24 protein-coding genes and 1 pseudogene are annotated in these 23533 nt (G+C 34.7%); 13 read left to right on the plus strand and 12 right to left on the minus strand.

Annotation, left to right across the window (positions count from 1 at the left end; genetic code table 11):
- Positions 1 to 42: 42 nt before the first annotated feature.
- A pseudogene (locus OZD70_RS06120) lies at positions 43 to 1188 on the minus strand (IS3 family transposase).
- Positions 1189 to 1549: 361 nt separating this feature from the next.
- Here OZD70_RS06120 and OZD70_RS03085 point away from each other — a divergent pair.
- The 7 genes from OZD70_RS03085 (at position 1550) to OZD70_RS03115 (ending at position 9457) form a co-directional block, all read left to right on the plus strand.
- Positions 1550 to 3265: an ABC transporter ATP-binding protein gene (locus tag OZD70_RS03085; RefSeq protein ID WP_275020815.1), complete on the plus strand. Its 1716-nt coding sequence runs from the start codon at positions 1550 to 1552 to the stop codon at positions 3263 to 3265.
- A gap of 396 nt (positions 3266 to 3661) precedes the next feature.
- Positions 3662 to 4855: a hypothetical protein gene (locus tag OZD70_RS03090; protein ID WP_275020817.1), complete on the plus strand. Its 1194-nt coding sequence runs from the start codon at positions 3662 to 3664 to the stop codon at positions 4853 to 4855.
- Positions 4856 to 5122: 267 nt separating this feature from the next.
- Complete coding sequence (argS, locus tag OZD70_RS03095; RefSeq protein WP_275020820.1) at positions 5123 to 6829, plus strand: arginine--tRNA ligase; 1707 nt, start codon at positions 5123 to 5125, stop codon at positions 6827 to 6829.
- 95 nt (positions 6830 to 6924) lie between these two features.
- A complete protein-coding gene (locus OZD70_RS03100) occupies positions 6925 to 7149 on the plus strand; it encodes a hypothetical protein (RefSeq protein WP_275020822.1) in 225 nt (74 codons plus the stop codon).
- Positions 7127 to 7495 carry a type II toxin-antitoxin system RelE family toxin gene (locus tag OZD70_RS03105; protein WP_259346586.1) on the plus strand — a complete coding sequence of 123 codons (369 nt, stop codon included), beginning with the start codon at positions 7127 to 7129 and terminating at the stop codon, positions 7493 to 7495. The genes OZD70_RS03100 and OZD70_RS03105 overlap by 23 nt, the downstream gene beginning before the upstream one ends.
- 80 nt (positions 7496 to 7575) lie before the next feature.
- On the plus strand, positions 7576 to 8373 hold the full coding sequence (locus OZD70_RS03110) for an ankyrin repeat domain-containing protein (protein ID WP_275020824.1): 798 nt from the start codon (positions 7576 to 7578) through the stop codon (positions 8371 to 8373).
- A gap of 202 nt (positions 8374 to 8575) precedes the next feature.
- Positions 8576 to 9457: an Rpn family recombination-promoting nuclease/putative transposase gene (locus tag OZD70_RS03115; RefSeq protein ID WP_275020826.1), complete on the plus strand. Its 882-nt coding sequence runs from the start codon at positions 8576 to 8578 to the stop codon at positions 9455 to 9457.
- Between the two features lie 4 nt (positions 9458 to 9461).
- Here OZD70_RS03115 and OZD70_RS03120 read toward each other — a convergent pair whose 3' ends face one another.
- From OZD70_RS03120 to def, 4 genes are all read right to left on the minus strand, one after another.
- A complete protein-coding gene (locus OZD70_RS03120) occupies positions 9462 to 10217 on the minus strand; it encodes an alpha/beta hydrolase (RefSeq protein ID WP_275020828.1) in 756 nt (251 codons plus the stop codon).
- A gap of 1 nt (position 10218) precedes the next feature.
- The gene (locus OZD70_RS03125; RefSeq protein ID WP_182182873.1) at positions 10219 to 10746 is read right to left on the minus strand and encodes a c-type cytochrome; all 528 of its coding nucleotides are present in this window, start codon (positions 10744 to 10746) and stop codon (positions 10219 to 10221) included.
- Between the two features lie 592 nt (positions 10747 to 11338).
- Positions 11339 to 12160 (minus strand): uracil-DNA glycosylase, encoded by an 822-nt coding sequence (locus OZD70_RS03130; RefSeq protein WP_275020830.1) that lies wholly within the window; start codon positions 12158 to 12160, stop codon positions 11339 to 11341.
- Positions 12150 to 12689, minus strand: a complete 540-nt coding sequence (def, locus tag OZD70_RS03135; protein ID WP_275020833.1) for a peptide deformylase — start codon at positions 12687 to 12689, stop codon at positions 12150 to 12152. Before def ends, OZD70_RS03130 begins: the two co-directional genes overlap by 11 nt.
- A 149-nt stretch (positions 12690 to 12838) precedes the next feature.
- On the opposite strand from def, the gene ftsA reads away from it, so the two are divergent.
- A complete protein-coding gene (gene ftsA, locus OZD70_RS03140) occupies positions 12839 to 14077 on the plus strand; it encodes a cell division protein FtsA (protein ID WP_275020834.1) in 1239 nt (412 codons plus the stop codon).
- A gap of 132 nt (positions 14078 to 14209) precedes the next feature.
- Complete coding sequence (gene map / locus OZD70_RS03145) at positions 14210 to 14992, plus strand: type I methionyl aminopeptidase (RefSeq protein WP_275020835.1); 783 nt, start codon at positions 14210 to 14212, stop codon at positions 14990 to 14992.
- A 50-nt stretch (positions 14993 to 15042) separates the two neighbouring features.
- Here map and OZD70_RS03150 read toward each other — a convergent pair whose 3' ends face one another.
- Positions 15043 to 16254: an MFS transporter gene (locus OZD70_RS03150; protein WP_275020836.1), complete on the minus strand. Its 1212-nt coding sequence runs from the start codon at positions 16252 to 16254 to the stop codon at positions 15043 to 15045.
- A 220-nt stretch (positions 16255 to 16474) separates the two neighbouring features.
- On the opposite strand from OZD70_RS03150, the gene rsmH reads away from it, so the two are divergent.
- Together rsmH and ftsL are read left to right on the plus strand one after the other, a co-directional pair.
- Positions 16475 to 17428 carry a 16S rRNA (cytosine(1402)-N(4))-methyltransferase RsmH gene (gene rsmH, locus OZD70_RS03155; protein WP_182182861.1) on the plus strand — a complete coding sequence of 318 codons (954 nt, stop codon included), beginning with the start codon at positions 16475 to 16477 and terminating at the stop codon, positions 17426 to 17428.
- Positions 17425 to 17730, plus strand: a complete 306-nt coding sequence (gene ftsL / locus OZD70_RS03160) for a cell division protein FtsL (protein WP_182182860.1) — start codon at positions 17425 to 17427, stop codon at positions 17728 to 17730. Before rsmH ends, ftsL begins: the two co-directional genes overlap by 4 nt.
- 358 nt (positions 17731 to 18088) lie before the next feature.
- Here ftsL and OZD70_RS03165 read toward each other — a convergent pair whose 3' ends face one another.
- A complete protein-coding gene (locus tag OZD70_RS03165; protein WP_182182858.1) occupies positions 18089 to 18388 on the minus strand; it encodes an ETC complex I subunit in 300 nt (99 codons plus the stop codon).
- Positions 18389 to 18533: 145 nt separating this feature from the next.
- Between OZD70_RS03165 and OZD70_RS03170 the strand changes: the two genes are divergently transcribed.
- Both OZD70_RS03170 and pth read left to right on the plus strand, forming a co-directional pair.
- A complete protein-coding gene (locus tag OZD70_RS03170) occupies positions 18534 to 19145 on the plus strand; it encodes a 50S ribosomal protein L25/general stress protein Ctc (RefSeq protein ID WP_275020838.1) in 612 nt (203 codons plus the stop codon).
- Positions 19145 to 19693, plus strand: coding sequence for an aminoacyl-tRNA hydrolase (gene pth / locus OZD70_RS03175; RefSeq protein WP_275020840.1), 549 nt, complete (start codon positions 19145 to 19147; stop codon positions 19691 to 19693). Before OZD70_RS03170 ends, pth begins: the two co-directional genes overlap by 1 nt.
- A 328-nt stretch (positions 19694 to 20021) precedes the next feature.
- Here pth and OZD70_RS03180 read toward each other — a convergent pair whose 3' ends face one another.
- The 5 genes from OZD70_RS03180 to OZD70_RS03200 form a co-directional block, all read right to left on the minus strand.
- Positions 20022 to 20807, minus strand: coding sequence for a hypothetical protein (locus OZD70_RS03180; protein WP_275020841.1), 786 nt, complete (start codon positions 20805 to 20807; stop codon positions 20022 to 20024).
- A gap of 65 nt (positions 20808 to 20872) precedes the next feature.
- Positions 20873 to 21262 carry a phage tail tube protein gene (locus tag OZD70_RS03185; protein WP_182182850.1) on the minus strand — a complete coding sequence of 130 codons (390 nt, stop codon included), beginning with the start codon at positions 21260 to 21262 and terminating at the stop codon, positions 20873 to 20875.
- On the minus strand, positions 21237 to 21647 hold the full coding sequence (locus tag OZD70_RS03190) for a DUF3168 domain-containing protein (RefSeq protein WP_275020843.1): 411 nt from the start codon (positions 21645 to 21647) through the stop codon (positions 21237 to 21239). Before OZD70_RS03190 ends, OZD70_RS03185 begins: the two co-directional genes overlap by 26 nt.
- Before the next feature lie 157 nt (positions 21648 to 21804).
- Positions 21805 to 22353: a head-tail connector protein gene (locus OZD70_RS03195; protein WP_275020845.1), complete on the minus strand. Its 549-nt coding sequence runs from the start codon at positions 22351 to 22353 to the stop codon at positions 21805 to 21807.
- Positions 22354 to 22495: 142 nt separating this feature from the next.
- Positions 22496 to 22807, minus strand: coding sequence for an ECH_0659 family protein (locus OZD70_RS03200; RefSeq protein WP_182182845.1), 312 nt, complete (start codon positions 22805 to 22807; stop codon positions 22496 to 22498).
- Between the last annotated feature and the right edge of the window lie 726 nt (positions 22808 to 23533).

The raw sequence follows: 23533 nt of genomic DNA on the forward strand, positions 1-23533 counted from the left end.
ACCTTACCCAGAAAAAGTAGAGAGGAAGTTAAGACGTTTTTGTCATGAAAATGATGCATCAAATTGTTCAGGGATGCAATAGTTAATAGTAGAATGACGTCGTTGTTTATTATAAAAAATTTCAATGTATTCAAATATGGCAGTTCTAGATTGTTGAGCAGAGTGTTGTGAAGGATCAATAAGTAGCTCTCTTTTGAGTGAGCTGAAAAAGCTTTCTGCAGGTGAGTTATCATAACAACAACCCTTATGACTCATGCTAGAGATAATATTTTTTCTATTTAATAAGAATTGGTGCTTTTTAGAAGTATATTGTGACCCTTGATCACTATGAAACAGTAGATCTTTGGCGGGTTTGCGTTTATTAACAGCCATAAATAAAGCATCTATAATTAATTGTTTATCCATTGGACTACTCATTAACTACCATACGTGAATATAAGTCAATTATTGCTGCCAAATATAGCCAGCCTTCTTTGGTTTTTATATAAGTAATATCAGTTACCCATACCTTATTGGGCTGGTCCGTAGTAAAATTTTGATCCAGGATATTTGGAGCTATAATCCTACTGTCTGTTTGCTGTTTTTTAGTTTTGAATCTTCTTCTAAGCTTAGCTTAAATGCCATTTTTTTGCATTACATCTTGCACTGTTTTGATGTTATAATTTTTGCCTAAAGCTTTTAGTTCAGCATGGATTTTAGGAGCTCCGTACCTGCATTGTGATGCTTGATATATTTTTTGAATATCTGCTAGAAGCTCCTCTCTTGCTAATTCTTTATTGCTTTTCTCCTGAGCAACCCATTTATAATAACCACAAGCAGATACATTTAAAAACCTACATAACTCCTGTATTTTATAGCTGCTTCTATGCTCTTTTATAAAAGAATATTTTACTCCTTTTGGCTGGCAAAATATCCCAGGGCTTTTTTTAAAATGTCTCTTTCCCTAGTTATTCTTGCTAACTCTTTCTTTAAGTCAAACCTTTCTTTGTCATAAGTAGCTAACTTTCCTTTGCCTGGAAATGCATCTACTCCTGACATTTTTTCATTATATTTTCTTACCCATCTGCTTAATAAATCTCCACTCATGCCTAAATCTCTTGCTATTTTTGCTGACGGTTGACCTGTTTCTCTTACTAGTTTTATTGCTTCCAATTTAAACTCTATTGTATATTCCCTTCTGTTTCCCATATTACACCTCTTTGAAAAAACGTTCTATTTTACTTCAAAAACGTCTTAACTTCCTCTCTACTTTTTCTGGGTAAGGTTACGGCTAAGAGATACCATGGCGGTATGACGTGTTAGCTGTACTTTTATACTCATCAACTCAGTATCCAACCTGGATCCCAGTATCAAGTGCTGGGATGACACCTACGCACACTCACTTTGTCATTCCAGCGTGTAAAACATAGACCCCAAGTGTCAGCTACTTGAACAACATCACTTTGCTTAAAAATTGCAACACGGTATGACGTTAGCTATTGTACTACACCTTTCCCCTTTCCCCTGAAACTAAAATCTATATACTTAACTCCAGAAATTTCAAAATACGATGCGATCTAATATTAGAGAGTTATTTTGCTATATAAAGCCTAATCTATCTTATTTCATCATAGCTTTTATTGCAGTTTTATTTTCAGCCTTAACGATCCTCCTCTTTGGCAGAGGCTTAAGCAATATAATTGATTCTGGCACAGAGCACGATTTTACTACCAAACTATTAGTTGCAATACTTATAGTTTTAGCCATTTCTCTCACTGCATTTACTCGGTTATATTTCATTGGCATTGGCAGCGAGAAAGTTATCGCACGAATCAGATACAACTTATATAGCAGTATTACCAATTTACAACCAAGCTTCTTTGAGAACATAGGCGTACAAGATGTTATCTCAGCACTCATTACTGATACCTCTGTGCTGCAATCAATAATAAATAGCAGCCTACTCACCATATTACGAAATTTTGTGATTCTGATTGGTAGTGTTGCCATGTTATTATATACAAATATACAACTAACTGCGTATGCAGCCGCAATAATACCTATACTACTCATTATCATGACCTCACTTGGAAAAAAAGTGCGTAGCCATGCACGCTTTGCCCAGGATAAATTAAGTGAGCTTGCATCACTTAGTGAGGAAAATTTTCGATCTATCGTAACCATCAAATCGTTTGTACTCGAAGAAAACGAAAAAATCCGTTTTAAGGAACATTTAAACTCAGTATCAAAATCATACGTAAAATTAGTACTCTTGCGTGCTATTTTAGTAACTCTAGTTATCACGTGTGTGATAGGTTCACTAGTTGTTTTGCTCTTCTTCGGTATTAAAGAAGTCTTAAGCAATAATATAACTATTGGAGAACTCTCCTCATTTGTGTTTTATTCAGCGCTTGCGGCAGGAGCTATAAATAATTTGAGCGATAATATCAGTGATTTACAACGAGGTCTTGGAATAGTAGAGCGTTTATTTGAATTTACAAATATGAAAAGCTCTATAGCAGATGCCGATGATCCTATAAAAATTTGTAGTGTTCAAAAAGGAATTTCGTTTAATGGCGTAACATTTTTTTATGAATCTCAGTCTGATAAGCCAGCGTTAAATAACGTATCATTTTCTATAGAGGCAGGTCAAGCAGTGTCAATTGTTGGCCCATCTGGCAGTGGTAAAAGCACCATTTTAAAGCTTCTGCTCCGTTTTCATGATCCAAACAAAGGTAGCATTACTATCGATGGGCACAATATTAAGTCAATTGCACTAAATGACCTCAGATCGTTGTTTGGCTTAGTGCCACAAGATCACATGATATTTTCTTGCTCAATAATGGAAAATATACTATATGGCAAACCGGGTGCTGAATATGAGGAAGTGAAGCAAGCAGCTATCAGTGCTTATGCGATGGAATTTATTGATAAGCTGCCTGATAAATTTGATACATTTGTAGGAAAAAGAGGATTAAAACTTTCTGAGGGGCAAAAACAACGTATTATAATAGCAAGAGCTATACTCAAAAACCCTCAGGTTTTAATACTGGATGAAGCAACCTCTGCCCTTGATTATAAAAGTGAAAACCTCGTGCAAAAAGCATTGAGCAAGTTAATGCAAAACAGAACAACAATCGTAATTACACACAGACTATCAACCGCACTTAAAACTGACAAGATTATAGTAATTAATCATGGAAAAGTAGAAGAAGTAGGAACTCATAACTCTCTAATAAGTAAAGACGGGCTATATGCAAAACTGGCGAAGATACAGTGGAATTGAAAGAAAATTTAAATCACATCGTTAGTTGATATGCTAGATTTACAATTAAAATTATAAAATTTTTAATCGTTTTAACTTATAATAATGTAATAGTATTTTTTAGAGGATTATTATGACCCATAATTTTTCATCTTCATGCACTCCTGTAGATACAGCTTGCGTAACGGTAAACTTATGGGCAGCTGTGAAAACAATTCTTCATGTGTGATGCATGTGTAGAAGTAATAAACTCTTCTGTGTTAGATTTAAAAGAGGTTAAAACCTATTTTTCTTTCCATCAGTATCAGAGGGTGCTGTTGATATTATATCAAAGTGATGAAGTGTGTAAATTGTTAGTACATGCTTCCACTCTATAGTTAATTTTTTAATAATCTCATTTACCAATGGAGGTACTTTATGCTAGCAAAAAATCTTTCTGGTCCGAATCAGGAAAATACAAATTATATATGTCCGTTGCCATTTAATACGTGCTGTACCAGTGATACATTAGGAGTTAATATTATTATAGATCCATATGATGATAAGACTAAGAATGAATTGAAGGAAAATATAAAAAGTGAACTAGAGAAAGGTCATAAGTGTGAAATTGATGTTAAGACTAAGAATGAACTGAAGAAAAATATAAAAAGTGAACTAGAGAAAGATCTTAAGTGCGAAACTTGCAAAATTGATGATAAGACTAAGGAGGAAATAAAAAATAAAATAAAAGATGAGATAGATTGTAAGTGTGATAAGAAAGGGACAGGTGAAGTTGATGGTGGAAGTAAAGGAGCCATAGAAAGTATGCTGATAACTGAAAAACATGCTACTGATAATGTTAACTGTTCAAGTTATGCAGGATATTATAAATCACACGGTGAGGTCGGTCAGCCTGGTTGGTTTACAAAAGATCTTTTGAAGCAATTTCTCCCTGACTTAATGAGCAATAAAGAGATTGTGGATCATTTTTACACGAAAAATACTAAACAGTACCATGCAGACAATTTTGCTATAACTTTTGAAAGCAAAGAAAATACCAATTGTGGAAGCAACATAAACTACACATGGGCTGCGCCAAGCAATATGTGGTGTAATAAAGGAGGTAAAACAGGGGATGCTGGGTTAAGATGTCCAGAGGACTTTCAGAGTGATAAAACGAGTGTTTGTTGTCCTTCCACTGCACCTTCTGCTGATTATATATACAGTAAAAACTTCTTTCTCAATGATAAGTGTCCTAATTTAGTATTAAACCTTAAGGGAAAGGAATTAGAAGAATGTGCAGGTAAAACTATAGTTGCAAAATTAAAATCACCATTGATAATTGCTGATTATTATAACAAAATAATAGACAAAGATGGTAACAACACTGGAATATACTACTCTCAATTAAAACCTCACTTAAATCGTGATGGTACAATGAAAGACTGTGGAAGTAATGCAAAATGTCAGGAATATGCTAAAATCATAGATAAAATTCTATGGACTTCTAACAAGGAAGTAACGTTGAAAATTCCTGATAATTCTGTAGAAAAAAGGTCTTATTCCCCTAGTGTTGGTGACAATCAAGATGAGACTTTCTCTTACCATGATTCCGACAATATCTTAATATAAACTATAACTTTTCTGGGTCTTTTAACCCAGAAAAGGTCGCCTTACACCAAATATAGCTAAAGTGACTTAGATTTACCGATAATTTGAAAAACAAAAATTCGTCATCCCGCTGCTTGTTAGCGGGATCTAGAGATACCGCGAATAAATCGCGGTATGACGTAGGAAAACCTTTCTTGGGTTAGCTATAAAAAGTAGAGATAAGATAAACCTTCAACTAACCCCACTTATTCGCTATACTGCTATAGGTTTTCATAGTTTTTCTAGTTGATGAACATTTTCAAACAGGTTTCCTCTCTAATTTCCAGCAAATTAAATGAGTTGAAGCAAAGGGGTGTCATAAATACAAGTGCGGCAAATTTTATTGTAGAGTCTCCAAGCAATAGAGCACATGGTGATATCTATACAAATGTTGCTATGGTGCTTGCAAAGCATGAAAAGAAGAATTCAGTCGAGATTGCAGGGATGTTAGCAAGAGAATTTAAAGCTTTTAATGAAGTTGCAAAAGCGGAAATAGCAGGCCCTGGTTTTATCAATATGCACTTAAAAATAGAAGTATGGCATGGAATTTTAAAACAAATAAATGAGCTGAAAACAGAGTTTGGCACCCTAGATATAGGGAACAATCAGGCCATCAATGTTGAGTTTGTATCTGCAAATCCAACTGGGCCACTACATATTGGTCATGCAAGAGGAGCCGTATTTGGTGACGTTCTGGTAAATTTATTGAAAAAAGTTGGTTATAAAGTTACTAAGGAATACTATATTAATGATGCTGGAGCGCAGATAGATACACTAATAAAGTCAGTATATTTGCGGTATAAGGAAGCTCTGGGAGAAAAAATCAGCATCGAAAAAGGTTTATATCCAGGTGAATATTTAAAACCAATAGGGGAGGGGCTAGCTAAAAAATATGGCAAGGAGCTTCTAGAAAAGCAAGATAATCAGGTGATTAAGGAATATACTTTAAGTTCTATCTTAGAAATCATAAAGGAAGACATGAACTTACTTGGGGTAAGTCATGATGTTTTTACTTCAGAGTATGAGCTACAAAAAAGTGGCAAAATTGAAGAGAGCATAAAGATATTATCTGACAAGGGTCTAGTGTATGAAGGGTACCTGGAGAAACCAAAAGGTAAAGAAAGCGAAAATTGGACTCCCAGAAAAGAGATGTTATTTCGCTCTACAAAATTTGGTGATGATGTTGACCGCGCATTGAAGAAAGAGGACGGCAGTTGGACTTATTTTGCCTCGGAAATTGCTTATAATTTTGATAAAATATCACGTGGTTTTAATTATTTGGTATTAGAGCTTGGTAATGATCACTATGGTTATGTTAAAAGATTAAAAGCAACAGCTTATGCATTAAGTAATAATCAAGTAAAAATAGAGGTAAAATTGCATAATATTGTAAACCTTTTTGAAAATAGAAAACCCATTAAAATGTCCAAAAGATCAGGAAACTTCCTTACAGCAAGAGATGTAGTGGAAGAAGTTGGCAAGGACATAATTCGTTTTATAATGTTAACACGCAAGAATGATATGGTCTTGGACTTTGATTTTGCTAAAGTTAAAGAACAGTCAAAAGATAATCCTATTTTTTACGTGCAATATGCGCATGCTCGTGCTCATTCGTTAATGCGTAATGCTCCAAAAGAGCTTCCAACAGCAGATCCTTCACTTTTAAAGACCGATGGGGAGCTATTCCTCATAAAAACCTTAGCAAAGTGGCCAGATGTAGTAGAAACTGCAGCAAGGCTTTATGAGCCACACAGAATTACTTTCTACTTACTTGAAGTTGCAGAAGCGTTTCACATTTTATGGGGGTATGGCAAGAGTGATTTAAACATGCGGTTCATACTGGAAGACAACTTAAACATCACCGCTGCAAGAATGTTTCTCGTCCAAGCCTTAGCACACGTCATCGCTTCTGGACTTTCCATCTTTAATATAGAACCTTTGGAAGAAATGAGTTGACTTTTTTTGTGCAAGATTGTTTTTTCAACGAATAGAGAAGTTGACAAAATTAAGTAAAAATGTTATAGTTTATAGTAGTATTTTCTGGTTAATATATGGCTCACAGTCAAAAAAAGCTCAATGTTAATGTAAGTTTTGACAGTAAATTGGCTCAGTATCTTACAGAAATGGCAGAGATTCAAAATAAAACTATCTCTGAAGTTTTAGTAGATTTAGTGGAAGAAGAGTTCGAAGAAGATGTAGAGCTATCCGAAATAGCTGACGATCGCCTCTCTGAAGGTGAAGAAGAAGTAGAGGATGATGAAAACATCTGGAAATAAAACTTACACTATAAAATTCTTAAAAAATGTTATTGAAAAAGAAATTCCAGCTCTTCCGGCAAAGATTAAATTAATGGTTCAGGAGGCCATAAAGAAACGCCTGACAGTTGATCCTTTTAATCTAGGAAAGCCTTTATGTCATAGCTTTAGAGGGCAATATAGGATAAGGGTTAGCAACTACCGTATAATTTACATCATAAATCATTCAGAACGTAAAGTACTTATTACTGCAGTGGGACATAGAAAAAACATTTACAAACACAGAAGATTACACAATCAAAATATAAGAAAGACCTCATCTCATACAAGCCTTAGATCGCTTCTGGACTTTCCATCTTTAATATAGAACCTTTGGAAGAGATGAGTTGATTTTTTTTTTGTTACAATATGTAATGATCAAAATATTATTCAAAGTAGGGTAAAGTTATGACGATCAGTTTTAGGGAGTATTCAACTGTATTCACTGAAGTTGCGGAACAGACAGATTTAAATGGAAATAACATAATTGAAAGAATAAAAGGGCAGTTTAAATCACGCCAAAGTGACTATGAGGAGTGGCAAGCAGCCAATTTTCATGTGGACTTCTTATTTCAATCTATTCTTTGTCAAGGTAACGAAGAAGATAAACACACGTTATTACATTTAGCTGCTCACACAGGCCGTATCAAGATAATCAAAGCTCTAATAAAACAAGGTGCAGATGTTAATGCAGTGAGTCAAAATCATAAAAATACTCCTTTGCATGTGGCTATTGGCGAGATAGATGTAATAAATGCTCTATTAGACAAGGGTGCAAAGGTTAATGCAGTGAATAAATTGGGAGATACTCCTTTGCATATAGCTGTTAAGAATGGCAATGTAAATTTAGTAAAGGCTCTATTAGATAAGGGTGCAAATTTTTTATTAAAGAATAAAGATGGCAAGACTCCAAAAGACTTAGCTATAGATGATAGAATAAAAAAGCTTCTGAAAGAATCTACATCAGCAACCCAAAAAGGTATTTACGCCGGTAGTGCAACCGCATTATTAGGCACTGCAGCAGTAGCACTTTTTGCAACCGGAACAGTTGCAATTGAGTTAATACCTATAGTGATAGCGGTAGCCACAGTCGCAATAGCAGCACTAGCAGTTGGTGGTATCACATATATGATGTTAAAACCTAGTACTGAAATGGATGAAGTGGAAGAAGAAAAAGGCATAACTGGGGATGAGCGGAAAGCTTGATCTGCTGGATTCCAGTATCAGCTACTTTCATGACATCATCCTTTTTCTGGATCCCAGTATCGGCTACTTGGATGACAACTAGCCTGACAACTGTCATCCCGCTACGAGTTAGCGGCCGCGGCGGTATAGCTATATTTAAAAATATGGTTGAATAATTGTTAATAATAGTGTATAGTTATTAATATTTTTAAGCATTTTTGCCATGGCTCTTTCAAAATTTCTCGATCCAAAGTTAGATTTAACATTTAAGAAAATCTTTGGCACTGAAAAAAATAAGAATATTCTTATGCACTTTTTGAACAATATTTTAGGATGTACTGAAGTCAATACTATACAAGAAGTAGAATTCTTAAGCGCCATTATGGACCCTGAAATTGCTTCTGATAAACAAAGCATTGTTGGTGTTCTTTGCAGGGATTCTAGTGGGAACAGGTATATAATTGAGATGCAGCTCACTCGTGATAAAGGCTTTGAAAAACGTGCACAACTTTACGCTGCTAAGGCTTACTCAAGACAAGCTGATAAATCTGGTAAATACGTTGATTTAAAGAAGATTTTCTTTATCGCGATTTCAAATTGTACCTTATTCCCTGATAAGCTTGACTATATATCTAGCCATACCATAAGAGATGAGAAAACCAATGAGCATGACTTAAAAGATTTTCAATTTATCTTCATAGAGCTGCCAAAATTTCCTAAGAGTAGAGAAGAACAACTAGAAAGTGTAGTAGACCGTTGGCTATTTTTTTTCAAATATGCAGATAAAACAACGGACGAAGATCTCAGAAAAATTGCGGAAAAATCACCAATAATAAAGCTAGCATATGATGAATTAGATAAGTTTCACTGGAATAAAAAAGATCTAGTAGCTTATGAAGAAAGAATAATGGATCTGCGCAAAGAAGAAGCCATTCTTGAATACAGACTTGATCTTGCTGAAGAGAAAGGTATAGAGAAAGGAAAAATTGAAGGGAAAATTGAAGTTGCAAAAGCGATGCTGGCTAATAATGTTGATATTGACACTATTGTCAAGTTTACTGGCCTTTCTATTAGTGAAATTGAAGAATTAAGTGGAAATCTGTGAACGGTTACCTATATGTTTTTGCTGGCAAAAATTCTCTAATGGTCTTAAATAAAACTTTCAGTGAGTGATTGTCAGACATGTTGTGCTCTGCTGATTTCATCAAGTATACTTCAACATCGGTTGACTTAATTTTTTCAACTAAATTCAATGAAGTTTGATAAGGAACATCTTTATCATTAATGCTATGCAATAAGCGCACAGGATAGTTTATATCTATTGCTTCTCTGTTTAAGAGAAGGTTCTTTCTGCCATCTTCGATCAAATTTTTAGTTATTTTGTATGTACAATGCTCTGAAGTAAAATCTATTACACCTTTAGAATCTAGTTCTTCTTTTTGCTCGTCTGACAATTGCTTGAATATCAAATCTTCAGTGAAATCAGGAGCAGGCGATATGCCGATTAATGCTGCAATTTTTTCTGAAGATTGAAGGGCAGTGAGCAGCATCAGCCATCCTCCCATACTTGAACCTATAATTATTTGTTTATCGCTAGTTAATTCACTCATCACTTTAGCACAATTTTTTTGCCAATCACTTATCGTGTAATCAATAAAATTACCACTTGAATGACCGTGACCAAAATAATCAAATAGCACAAGTGCTACATCATTTTCTTGGCAAAACTTGTAAATAGCAGTTGCTTTAGTTCCATCCATATTAGATGCAAACCCACCAAAAAAAACTACAGAAGCTTTCTTCCCTTGTAGCTTTCGATATGCTATGTGACCATTATTTCCATCAAACAATTTACAATAATTCATACTACTTTGGCAAAGCAACCGGACTATCGCTCATCGAACGCAAATAGCTGACTAGATCTGCAATTTCTTGTGGATTGGAAATACCTGCAAATGCCATACGTGTACCTTTTATATAGGCTTTTGGGTTCTTTAAAAAGGCAAATAGCTCCTCATACCCCCATTTTCCACCTCTTTCAAGCACTGCTTTTGAGTAATTGAATGAGTTACCAAGATGGGCCTTTTTGTTTCCAACTACGTTCCATAAGTTTGGTCCTACTTTATTCATTCCACCTTTCTCAAAACTATGGCAGGCTATGCATTTTTTTGCTGCTGATTTACCTTTTTCAAAGCTAGCATTCTGCATGAGCGTTCCAATATCGAGCGCCACTTGCTCGATTTTTTGCTGAGATTCATTGCTGCCAGCAGTTACTATCGTTTGGTGTTCAATCTTATATTCCTCTGGACTATACAGCATATCAACTACGTTGCTGACTATCATAATGATTAGCCCAGAAAGTAAAATCGATGCTGCAATCTTATTAAGCTCCATAGTTAATTTTTATCAAGTAATGTTACTTAAATTATGCGAATATTTTCGCAAATAGCAACCAATTACCTTGAAGCTCGCTAAAGATAAGAGTCTCCAGCTATAAACATTAAGAAATTTACCAAATAAAAAAAAAGGCAAAAGAAGCTCCGTTGGTGACTAGTTATTTATATGTACTTCAAAATATTGGCGTTTTTTATTCTAAACGCTACGATTCAGCCGCTTTTAAATGCAACTAACCTAAATTATAAACGTTAAGAAATTTACTAAGCGGAAAAAAAGGCAAAGAAACCCCAGGGTGGCTAGTATTCAAATTCTCCCTTGTCTATTTGACGTCTTTTACTGTCTTAAACGCTTTATAAGCGCGTTTCAGCTTATATAGGTAGAAATCTAGAAGTTTTATAAAGACATGAGGTGCACATAGTGCAAAAAATTAAGCATGATTTACGCCAAATATATTAAGTTTTTTTGTCATTAATCCACTGCAGAGATTGCGAAGATAAATAAATAGCTTCATTTTCATGATAAGGGGACTGGCGGAGTTTGTCAAGTAAGTTTTTTCGTTTCTGCGGGCTACTTCTCGACACCAGTGGTGTTAAGTATTCGTACAGTTATTGGTATTATTAAGATACTCCTTAATCTTCTTCAAATCCTCCCAGGCTAAACGTTTTTGCATTGGCTGACGCAGTAGGTAAGCTGGGTGAAATATAGCAGCTATAGTGATTGAGTGAGATAAATATTGGTTAGTGTACGTATGAAATCTACCACGCAAATTCGATATAGTTTTTGTGCTGTCAAGAAGACTATAACACGCAATTCCCCCGACCAAAATTAGAATTTGCGGTGAAACCAGTGCAACATGCTTCTCAACAAATGGTCTGCACATATCAAGCTCTAGGTCGGTTGGCTTTCTATTGCCAGGTGGGCGCCAAAATACAGTATTGCTTATGTATACCTTAGTGCGATCAAGATTGATTGCATTTAACATTTTATCGAGTAACATTCCACTTGCACCACAAAATGGTATGCCTTGAAGGTCTTCATTTGCTCCTGGAGCTTCACCAACAAGCATAACTTTTGCGTTTGGATTACCATCGAAAAAGATAGTATTAGTTGCAGTTTTTTTTATCTCACAACCTTCAAATGATTCAACTGCACTTCTTAGTTCATCCACACTACTACATTTACTTGCAAGTTTCCTTGCTTCAATTATCCAATCACTTGGAAACATGTCTTTTCCATCTTTAGTGTCACCCCAGCACGTATCTGCGTCTTTCTTCTGGGTCCCAGTTTGGATAACAGAGGGTTGCACACCCTCTTTGCTCTCCAACTTTTTTTCTTCTTCACCCTCTGTTAGTGTGCAATCAACGCCCACTTCATGGTAAAATTTTAATAATTCTAGGTCTTCATTGCTCATAATGCTTTTTAACCTTTTGTGCTTTTTTCATGGCTATATCATACTTTAATTTAGATAAATGTCTAATATATAATATGCCATTTAAGTGATCTAGCTCATGCTGAATACACCTTGCGAGCCAGCCGCAAGCTTTTAGCGTCTGTTCCTCATTATTTAAATCCTTATATTTCACAGTCAAATATTTTGGACGCTTAATTTCATAGCTTTGCTCTGGAATTGAAAGGCACCCTTCTTTGAGAATTACTTGTTCATCGGATAATTCCGTAATTTCAGGGTTAATCATGTAAAATTTGCCAGTCGATTCATATCCTACTGGCTCGTCTTCAGCTTGAGAGAGCTGAATGTCCATAACAAAAACTCTCCTCAGCACCCCAACTTGCACTGCAGCAAGGCCAAGACCTTCTGCATCGTACACAGTTTCGAACATGTCGTTTACTAATTCTTTAATTTTATCGTTTATATCTGTTACTTCACTGGCACGTGTGATTAGTTTTTCATCAGGGGCAATTACAATTGGTAATGTGGACATAAAATGGACATAAAAATTATAATTCTATGTTTTGCTTTCCCTTTTGTCCAGAATTTAGTGTATATTAAAATGTTGCTATATCTATAATAGAAATATAAATTATTAAAGAAAGCTACAATTTAAATGAAATTGCGTAATAAGGTTAACTAATGTACTCTGCAGTAATAGTAAAACCAAAGAGAAACGTTTTTGCTGTTTTAGACATAGGTACAACAAAGATTATTTGTCTAATCGTTAAAATAAATGGCAACTTCAGCTATAAAGTAACAGGAACGGGCTATAAGATTGCAGAAGGTGTAAACGGTGGGTCGATAACTAATGTAAAACACGCAAATTACTCCATCTCATCAACTATAGGTTTAGCTGAGCAAGTGTCAGAGGAAACTATAGACCAGATATATGTGAGCATTGCTGGATGTGGTATCTCATCTTTTAATGTACATAATGAAATTATTGCAGCTAATCATGAAATTTCTGACCGGGATATAAAACGTGTGATTTTTCAGACGTTTGAGAAATATATTGAAGAAAATGTTATCATTCACAATATACCACTGAAATATCACTTAGATGACATGACTGACATAAAAGAAGTTGGTGGATTGTACGGAAAAAGACTATCTGCTGATGTTAATGTTGTCACTGCTTCGCGTCCAGCACTTACCAATATTGAAAACTGTATTACCAATAATGGTGGATTAAATATGGCAGGTTGTATTGCTTCTGCATATTCTGCAGGTCTTGCCTGTCTCAGTGAAGATGAAAAAGAGCTCGGGACTGCTATTGTTGATATAGGCGGTGGGTGCACTGCAATTGGAATTTTCAAAAGAGGGAAACTTGTGTATGCAAGCAGCGTTCCAATTGGTGGCGTTCATATTACTCGAGATATTGCTTACGGGCTATGCACAAGCATAGAACGTGCAGAGTATATAAAAATACTGTATGGTAGCACTATCGTAACTTCAATAGATGAGAACGAATATATTACAGTCCAAAATAGTGAAAATGATGAACCTACTCAAGTATTCAAATCTGAGCTTATTAACATCATAAGACCAAGAGTTGAAGAAATACTTGAAATGGTAAGAGAGCAATTTCAAGAGCAGAAAGATCCAATTAATAAAGTAGTGATCACAGGTGGAACTAGTCAACTCACAAGCATGAAGGAAATTGCAGGCTATATATTCAATAAGCAAGTTCGAATTGGGTGCCCTGAGTCTTGTAGCGGTCTTGATGGCGAATATGATAAAAATCCTGTATTTTCTGCTTCTATAGGTTCTATAAAGCTAATAGTTGACACTTTTTATAAAAATAACTCTGGAATGCTCGGTCAAGATGGTAAAATAAGTAAGTTGTACCATTGGGTTAAATCAAAAGTTACAGTCTAGATTTCTGTTTTACCACTTGTCATACAAATGACTTGACACTAGGATCCATAGGACTTATTTTCACAATACGTAAAATTATTACATTTATGCACTTACAAGTAAGCGTACCAATTACAATAAGACATGGAAAATATGAACATAACTATACACTCACAAGAAGATTTTGAATTTATGCGCAAGGCTGGCAGGCTTGCTGCTGAAACTCTTGATTTCATTGCACCGTACGTAAAAATAGGGGTGACAACTAATGAGTTAAATGATCTATGTCATGATTTTATAATTAATGCAGGTGCAATTCCAGCACCACTAAATTATAGGGGGTATCCAAAATCAATTTGCACTTCAAAAAATGCAGTTGTGTGCCATGGTGTTCCCGATGATAAACTGCTTAAAGATGGAGATATTTTGAATATTGACGTTACGGTGATTTTAAATGGCTGGCATGGTGATACAAGTCGCATGTTTTGGGTTGGCAAACCATCAATAAAAGCAAAACGTTTGTGTGACGCTACTTATCATGCATTGATGGAAGCAATTAAACAAGTTAAACCCGGCAATAAGTTAAATGAAATAGGGCTTGCTATAGAGAAATATATTAGAGATTTTGGATATTCTATCGTACGCAGCTACTGCGGACACGGTATAGGAAAAGTCTTTCATGTTCCGCCAAATGTAGTGCATTTCTATGATCAAGATGAAAATCTCATCTTGAAGGAAGGTATGTTTTTTACAATAGAACCAATGATTAATGCTGGAAAACATGAGACTCTGCTCAGTAAACTCGATGACTGGACAGTGACAACACGCGATCTTTCACTTTCTGCTCAATTTGAACATACGCTCGGAGTAACTAAAGATGGTGCTGAAATATTCACATTATCACCCAAAAATTGGCACTTCCCACCATATAATTAGATTTTTTTAAACTCTGCTATACTGCAACTATACTTGGATCTTGAAGAAAGCTAATCCTTAATTTGCGATATAGCAACTAGCCCAATTAATGCACAGAAAATCATGTAAAAACTAGCTGAAGTCTCTTGTCCTGTAACTTTGATAATTGTTGTGCATATAAATGGTGCAAGGCCACCAAAAAATCCAGCAGCTATATTTCTTGACAAGCCAAATCCGCTGTACCGAACCTTTGTTGGGAATAATTCACACATCAGTGCACTAACAGGTCCAAGCGATGCAGCTATTGGAATTATAAAAAGAATATGTGCCGTAAAAGTGAGTAAGTAATTGCCACTACATAACATTGAGAAAACTGGATAACTCACTATTACAAAAGCTATAAATGCAAATTTCATAACTTTTTCTCTTCCTACCCGATCAGAAAGTATTGCAAACAATATTGTCAATCCTCCGAGCGCAATTTGACTCAGTATTTCTACCATATGGTTAAAATGAGTATTTATTGTTGATGTAAGCACATTGAAAAATACCAGATATATGTAAAGAGATGAGTTTTCAACTATATCAACCCCAACTGATATCAGAAAAGGTTTTTTATAGCTATTCAATAACTCTTTTAATGGCAGTTTAGATGGGTTTTTCTGTCTTTTATACTCTGGGCTTTCATCAAGTATATATCTCATATATATGCTAATTAATCCCATTGCTAAACTGAAAATGAAAGGTAATCTCCACCCCCAAGATTCAAAATCAGATACTTTTTTGCATATGAGTACTGCTATCAGGCTTAATACTGAACCAAAAATTGCGCTTAATACTTCAATGCTGCCAAAAAATCCTTTTTTGTTTTTAGGAGCGTGTTCTATTAAAAATGGTGCATTTCCTGCTTCTCCTCCAAGGGATATACCCTGCAATAATCTTAAACAAACTACCAGCATTGACGCTAGTATTCCAATACTTTGATAACCTGGAACAAAAGCAATTAATATAGTTGATAAAGTCATTAATATAATCGAGAGCAATAAGGCAACTCTTCTGCCATGCTTATCACCAATGTGACCAAATATAGCAGCGCCGACTGGTCTCATTAAGAAACCCACTGCAAACACTCCAAAAGCCTTCAATACGCTGGTTAGTCGATCATTCGATGGAAAAAACACACCACCTATTATATTTATTAAGTGGCCAAAAAGCATGTGGTCATACCACAATAAAGTGTTACAAATCAAACTTGAAAATATTACTTTTGTTATTTGCTGCATAATTTTCTATAGTTTGTTTAGTATTTAGTAATATACATTACTTTTTTTTATATAGTAGAAAAATTTGAACATTATATTAGTAATAGTATCTTATTAAATCTTAATATTTTTATATCATTGACTATATTCAAGTATTTTTATATTATTGCCTATATATTTCCATATGTTTTAGTGGGAAGCTATTTTTATTTGTATGCACAGAGTCTCTTGATGGAGCACTATGACACACACTCCAGTTTTGTTAAAAGAGATGCTATCACTACTATCACCGCAGGATGGTGGTATATACGTGGACGCCACATTTGGAGCTGGAGGGTATAGCAAAGCAATATTGGAGTCAGCTGATTGCAAGGTATATGCAATTGATAGAGATGAAACGGTAACTAAGTTTTATGATGATTTAAGCGTTAGATATCCCGATAGAATAAAACTATTCATTGAGAAGTTTAGTAATATTAAAAGTATACTAAGTAGCGTTGAGCCATTTCCTGTCATCCCAGTGCTTAATACTGGAAAAAATAACTGGTCACGCGCTGGAATGACATCAAACGGAGTGGATGGGGTGATCTTTGACATCGGAGTTTCATCTATGCAGCTTGATAACGGAGATAGAGGGTTCTCATTTTTACATGATGGTCCACTCGATATGAGCATGGATAACTCTTCTTATATAAACGCTTCAACGTTTGTTAACGCTTTACGCGAAGAAGAAATTGCAAATACTATATATAACTACGGAGGAGAGCATCATTCTCGCAAAATCGCAAGAGCAATAGTAAGTGCACGGAAGAAGAAAACTATCAAAACTACATTTGAGCTTGCGAATATTATACGTTCTGTGGTGTTCCGTGGAAAAAGCAAAATTGATCCTGCAACCAGAACATTTCAGGCAATCAGAATATGGGTAAACGATGAGCTGGGAGAACTTGAGAGGGGCATTAAAGCTGCATCTGAAATTTTAAATGAGAATGGCAAATTAATTGTTGTTACCTTTCATTCTTTGGAAGATCGTATAGTCAAAACTTTTTTTAAAGATCTATATGAGCCAAGATCTACTGATTGTAAGACATTCTCTTTTCTAAATAAAAAAGTGATCAAAGCAAGTATAGAAGAAGTAAGTGTAAATCCGCGTTCACGCTCAGCAAAATTAAGAGCTATACAGAAGTTGTCATGAGAACTTTCTGCATCATCTCAATAGTTATGTTTTTTCTTAGCATTGTAGGACTATTTAAGATAAAACTACATGTTCAGTCATTAAATAGAGAGCTAATAAAAATAAAAAGTGAAATTAGTTTAGTACAAAGTGATATAAAAGTTTTACAAGCAGAGTGGAGCTATTTGAATAATCCAAAAAGACTTGTAAGCCTTGTAAAGAAATACCTAAAAAATAACTCTTTAATACTGGCTAGCCAGGTTAAAAATCTTGACTCTTTAAATGGCCGCAGTGTGTTAGCACAACTTAAAACCCAGAGTTAAATTGGTTATACTAAGCTTTATCTTTTACAGATAAGCACATCACAATAAAACTTACTTTGTATCTGTTCAGGCAATGGCGTCAACTTAAGGGAAAATATCAGTGATTGTGTATAAAATTTCTCTCCAAATTTTTTATCATTAAATTATCCAAAGAGTGCAATAAACAGCACTTTTGTTTTATTTCAACAAAGAAGTCTAAAATGTGTCCTTAAGTTGACGCCATTGTCCGTTCAGGATAGCGGCAAGACCATAGAGTAAAAGTGAGTTTACAACAAATGGTGTCATCCCAGTATCTGGGCACTGGGATGACAAAGGAGAGCAGTGTCAGCTACTTGCATAACACCATTTGTTGTGCAACTTACTTTAGTATGAAATTGCTTGCGTAAGATTTTGGCAGCCTCTTAACATTTTTTGGCATTTCAATTACGTATTTAACGTTGCGTTTTTTTGCGTAGAATACTGCTTTCTCAAGAGAATCAAATTTTAATACAATCTGTTTTTTTGGATCTTTTGAGCCAATCCAACCCATTAAAGGTTCAATGTAGTAAGAACTAGATTCAATTTTCAGGTGCCAGAGATTTGTATTACCTAAACCAGATTGTGTTGCAGTTTTTGTTGGTTTATAAATCCTAAAAACTACTTTATCATCAGTGCCCATAGTTCTTGTTAAATAAGCTTAAATATATATCTAAATAAATCCTTTCACAAACAATTAGTATGAAAGAATGAAGTTTGAAATAAATATTTTTATGTTATATTATTATTAAATTACATTAAAAGGATTAGCTGAATAGGAGTAATCGATGACGCAACAAGAAATAGTAACAATTAATGCAGAGTTACGTGATATAACAAGAACAAAAGCGATGCATTCTCTAAGGAAGAAAGGAAACATCCCTGGAATCATATATGGAAAGGGCCATGGTAATGTAAATTTAACATTGTCTGCAAAGGAATTCACGAAGCAATATAAATCAGGCTCTCTTTCTGCACATTTGATAGAGCTGAATATTTCAGGCAAAAAGGAATATGCTCTTGTTCGCGATATCCAATTGCATGTAGTAAAGGATACTGTGCAACATGTTGATTTTCAATTTGTTGATAAAGGCAGCGAAATTAAAATAGACATACCTCTATCATTTGTGAATGAAAGTAAAGCTCCAGGGATCAAGTTAGGTGGAGTGCTTAATGTTTTGTGTCGTTCTATTGCTGTTAAATGCTCTCCTGATAAAATACCTCAGGTTATTGAAGTTGATTTATCCGGTAAAATGATTGGCCAGTCTATACATATTAATGATGTAAAATTACCAGAAGGTGTTAAGTTTGTAGCTCATGAAGAAGAAAATTTTACCATTGTTACAATTTCTGCTGCCGATAGTGACGTTGAAAAACCTCAAGCAGAAACAGAGGAATAGTGCATCTGATAGTTGGACTTGGTAACCCTGGTGGTCAATATGAGTTAACTCATCATAATATCGGCTTCATCGTAGTTGATAAAATTTACAAATATTGGAATTTCCAGTCGTTTTCTAAAAAAGCCGATTATCTAATAACTTCTGGCATAATTAATGATAATAAAATCATGTTAATAAAGCCTTATTCATTTATGAATAATTCAGGCATCCCTGTTGCAAAAGTACGAAACTTTTACAAATTATCGCTAGATAATATTGTTGTTATACACGATGACGCTGATTTGGAAATTGGAAGAATAAAAATAAAGAAAGGTGGTAGCTCTGCTGGCCATAATGGACTTAAATCCATAGATAGTTTTATTGGCAACGATTATTGGCGCTTGAGATTGGGAGTGGGTAGACCTGAAGATGAAAAAAGCTTAGCAGATTATGTATTATCAAAATTTTCAAATTTTGATAACGTTGCTCCCTTAGTGGAAAAAATAGCAAAAAATATACACTTAATGCTGCAAGGAGATAATACAGCTTTTATCAATTTGATTGCATAGTATTACGAAACACAAGACTAAATTTCACACAATTAAAATAACAGGTAATAGTAAGGATTTAAATCCGGCGAGTATCTGTGTCTTTGCACATATTGCCAAATTTTTCAATTATCTTTTCTCTTGCTTATCTTCTCCATAGTCATTTTTTTCTCGTCTACTACTTTCAAAACACGTTTCCTCAGATCCTCACTTTGGCATCATTCTACCTTATCTAAAGCCATTTTATACCTTTTTATTCCTTCTGGGGTAACCTTTTTTCAGTTAGCTATATAACCCTAATTATGAATTAACAGACAGTAGAATCGAAAGATTATTACAAGGAGAAATCTTACACAGATCGACCCTTTTGTGAATCTGCGTTTCTGCTTTCTTCAACTTGTTTTGCAAAAGATGTTTCCTGTTTGCTGATATGCTGAAGTGGCTTAGCAATTTCGCGCACAACGGCAGTAACTGCTGTTAAAAATGTTTTTAATAATGCACCTAAAGCTCCACCAACTGCTTCCCTGCCATATATATGAGCTTGCTTTTCGTTATCGTCAGCAGTTTCCCCTGCTCTCCTTCTTGGATTCATCCTATAAGCAATCACCGAAAACAACACTCCCCTGATTGAAGACTTCACTAGTTTTTTTGCTTCATCATCATGTGCTGTTTCATGTCCATGACTTAAGTGTTTAACGTTCATTAGCTCCTTTTGTTGCTGGGCAAACATGCTACTTAATACTTCTTCTATTGCTTGCTTCCTTCTTTTCTCTCTAACTCTTTTTATAGATTCTGATTTATCGCGAGTATGCTTTGTGGTTTCAAATTCTGCATCAATATCTTCAGATGCAGCCTGACTATATAAAGTCTCTATGAGCCTGTCTATGCTTCGCTTTATTTGCATAGTCCTTTCGTAACTATCCGAATTATCAATTCCTTCGTCGATCTGATTTAGAATATCCTCAAAAACTTTTAAATAGTCTTGAATATACTGTATTATGTATTGCTTATCTTCCTCTTTATATTGTTCTTCTTGATTTTGCTGATTTTCATTTTCTAAACTTCTCTCTCTTTTATCATCGTTGTTTTCTTCAATATTATCACCGTCTTCCTCGAAAAGGTCTTCGTCGTTCATGATTTTTTTTAATTTAGTTAAAATTCTCACCAGTTAGTATTATATATGAAAAAATTAAATTAACATTAATGAAAAGCGTTTACAACTTCAGCACTCGCTAAAATTACAGTAAAACTGTCAAAAGCAGCGGGGTCATAATACCTCTCATACAGTTCAACTGAACACCGTAATCTGATCTTTTCCTTAGTGTTAAAATTAATTTCATAATCATTATTAGAGTTTAATATAGCAGAATTACGTAATAATTCATCAGCTAATACCGAGTCTAAAATTCCATTAATTTTTATTGTAATGTGTCTGCTCCCAGCACAATCGAGCACTTTTCTCCAGCCAAAAGAAGAAATATCTTTTATCTCTTCTCTGTTATTATGCAAAGTGAACCTTAAGTTTCGTATATTATTTAGCACAATAAAATTATTATCATGATCTTTAATTTTTAGCTGTAATTTGCTCATTATCACCTCCTTTTATAAAAATATCAAAATTAATTGTTGAATGTAAAATTTCATCGTGCTGATCCATAGCACAATTACTTTCTAAAATGGGCTCACTACTAAAACCTTCAATGCTCTTAAGTATCAAGTTAATATGCCTTATAATGGCAAATATACTGTTTATATGATAAGTATATATGTCGCATGAAAATCTTGCCTTTGTAGCAAAATTGGACAGCATATGCAGGTTATTATAATTCACTACGCGCAATCTCAGGTAAGGAATGGTGACCTGTTTAGGTAAGTAGTCATAAATGTTAGTAACATATTTCCTTAAATCAGAGTTTGCTTTTAGTGCTGCATAAATACTATTGTACAACTCGTTTATAGCTTGAATTTTTTTCATGATTAATCCTCGTAAAGATATATAGCTAAAACATAAGCAGTGATACAAACTCGTCATCCCGCTACTTGTTAGCGGGATCTATGCTAAGAGATACCGCGAATGAATCGCGGTATGACGTTGGCAAGTCTTATTTACTTTAGCTATATTTCATCCTTATCTACAAAACAACCTTTGGTTCGCGAAACGGAGAATACACCTTCTTCACTTCAGACAAATGGCTACTTACCCCCGATTCACGATCTTTGTAAATAGCAGAAACATGCCGCATAATACCTAGTTTTATCTGCTCAGGAACATTGTCATAGCCAGCCTCGTATACAACATCAACTCTTATTGCATTCAAATAATTGAAAAACTCAACGTAGCCCCCTACATCACTAAAATAATACTTAAGTGTTCTCTTCTCTTGACCTTTAGACATCATTGCAGTAACCAATACTATCTTACTCACAGGGCCATAGCTTAAATAGATCCTACGAGGTACATAATCTTTATATGAAACTTGCCATGTTTGTTTCACCAGTGACTTTTCCATATGCCACTCAGCATAATCAGTTGCCATAAAAATTAGATCTGAAATCAACTTATCATCCTGGTCGTTCTCAATACGTAAAAAAGATTTAACCTCTTCTAAAGTAACTGGAAAAGATTCAGGCTTAGATTTACGTTGCATATGTATTCTTGGTGAAGTAGATCTTGTTGACATGATAACCCTCCTTTTTGATATAGCTAAAATAAGTAAGGTTTACCTCGTTTATCGTGACAGTGTAGGGCAAATCTTACTTACTTTAGCTATGCAGCTTGCATTCAAATTAAGTTGAATTGGTGCAGCAACAACTCTGAGTGCTTTATCGTATGAATATATTAAGAAGAGAACGTATTAAAGCTGTTTCTCCTTTTTTATTGATAAAATTTGAACTTATAGCATATTCGACTAGGCTGGATTTTAGTAGATTAACATTTTGAGAATGAATATTATTGAAGATGGAGTTTAACTCTTTAGCAAGCAGACTGCGAAATTTTTGCACACTGTCATATGCGATATTTTCAAGTTCATGTGCAAATCTATCTTGAGCTGTAGTTGTTATATCTTCAATTTCCTTATTAAACTCCTCTAGCTTTTTTTCGTTATTTTTAAAATTTTTCGTAAAAGTTTTCATATCAATTAAACTCAACTACTATTATGATTATAATGATAATGAAAAACTACCGAAGTAAAAAATTCACACTACTATGTAACTTGCAAATACTTTTACGCGCTAGAGCTATAGGTTGTCATCCAAGTAACCCCTTCCCGTTATCTGAGTAGCCTCCTTTTCCTGTCATGCAAATAGCCCCTTTCTTGTCATACAAATAGCCTCCTTTTCCTGTCATCCCAGTGCCCTCTTCTTGTCATCCGAGCAGCTGACATTGGTTTACTTTATGATGGTGTCATGAAAGTAGCTTTCCATCCAAAAGGGTGTCATCCCAGTGCCTTGACTACTTGGATCCAGGAAACTTAACTCTACACCAAGTAAATGTACAATAAGAACTAGATTCCAGACTGGAATGACACCCTACTTAACCGTCATACCGCGATTCATTCGCGGTATCTCTTAGCCGCTAACTCGTAGCGGGATGACGATTGTCGTTTAGCTATAAATATTTAAGAAATTTACCAAACGAAAAAAAAGGCAAAAGAAGCCCTAGTCATTGTCTATTTTCAGTATTTGGCGTTTTTTTTAAGTCTTAAACACTGCAATTTAGCTGCTTTTAAGTGCAACTAACCTTAGCTAAAATGTTTAAGAAATTTACCAAGCAGAAAAAAAAGCAAAAGAAACCCCGCATTAGCTAGTTGTCACTCTCTAATCCTGCAAATTGGCGTGCTATACTGTCTTAAACGACTT

It is taken from the genome of Wolbachia endosymbiont of Drosophila tsacasi (assembly GCF_028982115.1).
Classification (GTDB): domain Bacteria; phylum Pseudomonadota; class Alphaproteobacteria; order Rickettsiales; family Anaplasmataceae; genus Wolbachia; species Wolbachia pipientis_B.

What these genes read in the sequence shown, in the direction of transcription:
- OZD70_RS03115 (WP_275020826.1), top strand. Translation starts at nt 8,576, where the DNA reads ATGGCTCTTTCAAAATTTCTCGATCCAAAGTTAGATTTAACATTTAAG.
- OZD70_RS03170 (WP_275020838.1), top strand. Translation starts at nt 18,534, where the DNA reads ATGACGCAACAAGAAATAGTAACAATTAATGCAGAGTTACGTGATATA.
- OZD70_RS03120 (WP_275020828.1), bottom strand. Translation starts at nt 10,217, where the DNA reads ATGAATTATTGTAAATTGTTTGATGGAAATAATGGTCACATAGCATAT.
- map (WP_275020835.1), top strand. Translation starts at nt 14,210, where the DNA reads ATGAACATAACTATACACTCACAAGAAGATTTTGAATTTATGCGCAAG.
- OZD70_RS03100 (WP_275020822.1), top strand. Translation starts at nt 6,925, where the DNA reads ATGGCTCACAGTCAAAAAAAGCTCAATGTTAATGTAAGTTTTGACAGT.
- OZD70_RS03110 (WP_275020824.1), top strand. Translation starts at nt 7,576, where the DNA reads ATGACGATCAGTTTTAGGGAGTATTCAACTGTATTCACTGAAGTTGCG.
- OZD70_RS03200 (WP_182182845.1), bottom strand. Translation starts at nt 22,807, where the DNA reads ATGAAAACTTTTACGAAAAATTTTAAAAATAACGAAAAAAAGCTAGAG.
- OZD70_RS03105 (WP_259346586.1), top strand. Translation starts at nt 7,127, where the DNA reads ATGATGAAAACATCTGGAAATAAAACTTACACTATAAAATTCTTAAAA.
- OZD70_RS03190 (WP_275020843.1), bottom strand. Translation starts at nt 21,647, where the DNA reads ATGAAAAAAATTCAAGCTATAAACGAGTTGTACAATAGTATTTATGCA.
- def (WP_275020833.1), bottom strand. Translation starts at nt 12,689, where the DNA reads ATGTCCACATTACCAATTGTAATTGCCCCTGATGAAAAACTAATCACA.
- OZD70_RS03085 (WP_275020815.1), top strand. Translation starts at nt 1,550, where the DNA reads ATGCGATCTAATATTAGAGAGTTATTTTGCTATATAAAGCCTAATCTA.
- OZD70_RS03195 (WP_275020845.1), bottom strand. Translation starts at nt 22,353, where the DNA reads ATGTCAACAAGATCTACTTCACCAAGAATACATATGCAACGTAAATCT.
- ftsA (WP_275020834.1), top strand. Translation starts at nt 12,839, where the DNA reads ATGTACTCTGCAGTAATAGTAAAACCAAAGAGAAACGTTTTTGCTGTT.
- OZD70_RS03125 (WP_182182873.1), bottom strand. Translation starts at nt 10,746, where the DNA reads ATGGAGCTTAATAAGATTGCAGCATCGATTTTACTTTCTGGGCTAATC.
- OZD70_RS03150 (WP_275020836.1), bottom strand. Translation starts at nt 16,254, where the DNA reads ATGCAGCAAATAACAAAAGTAATATTTTCAAGTTTGATTTGTAACACT.
- OZD70_RS03185 (WP_182182850.1), bottom strand. Translation starts at nt 21,262, where the DNA reads ATGAGCAAATTACAGCTAAAAATTAAAGATCATGATAATAATTTTATT.
- OZD70_RS03090 (WP_275020817.1), top strand. Translation starts at nt 3,662, where the DNA reads ATGCTAGCAAAAAATCTTTCTGGTCCGAATCAGGAAAATACAAATTAT.
- OZD70_RS03180 (WP_275020841.1), bottom strand. Translation starts at nt 20,807, where the DNA reads ATGAACGACGAAGACCTTTTCGAGGAAGACGGTGATAATATTGAAGAA.
- OZD70_RS03130 (WP_275020830.1), bottom strand. Translation starts at nt 12,160, where the DNA reads ATGAGCAATGAAGACCTAGAATTATTAAAATTTTACCATGAAGTGGGC.
- rsmH (WP_182182861.1), top strand. Translation starts at nt 16,475, where the DNA reads ATGACACACACTCCAGTTTTGTTAAAAGAGATGCTATCACTACTATCA.
- OZD70_RS03165 (WP_182182858.1), bottom strand. Translation starts at nt 18,388, where the DNA reads ATGGGCACTGATGATAAAGTAGTTTTTAGGATTTATAAACCAACAAAA.
- argS (WP_275020820.1), top strand. Translation starts at nt 5,123, where the DNA reads ATGAACATTTTCAAACAGGTTTCCTCTCTAATTTCCAGCAAATTAAAT.
- ftsL (WP_182182860.1), top strand. Translation starts at nt 17,425, where the DNA reads ATGAGAACTTTCTGCATCATCTCAATAGTTATGTTTTTTCTTAGCATT.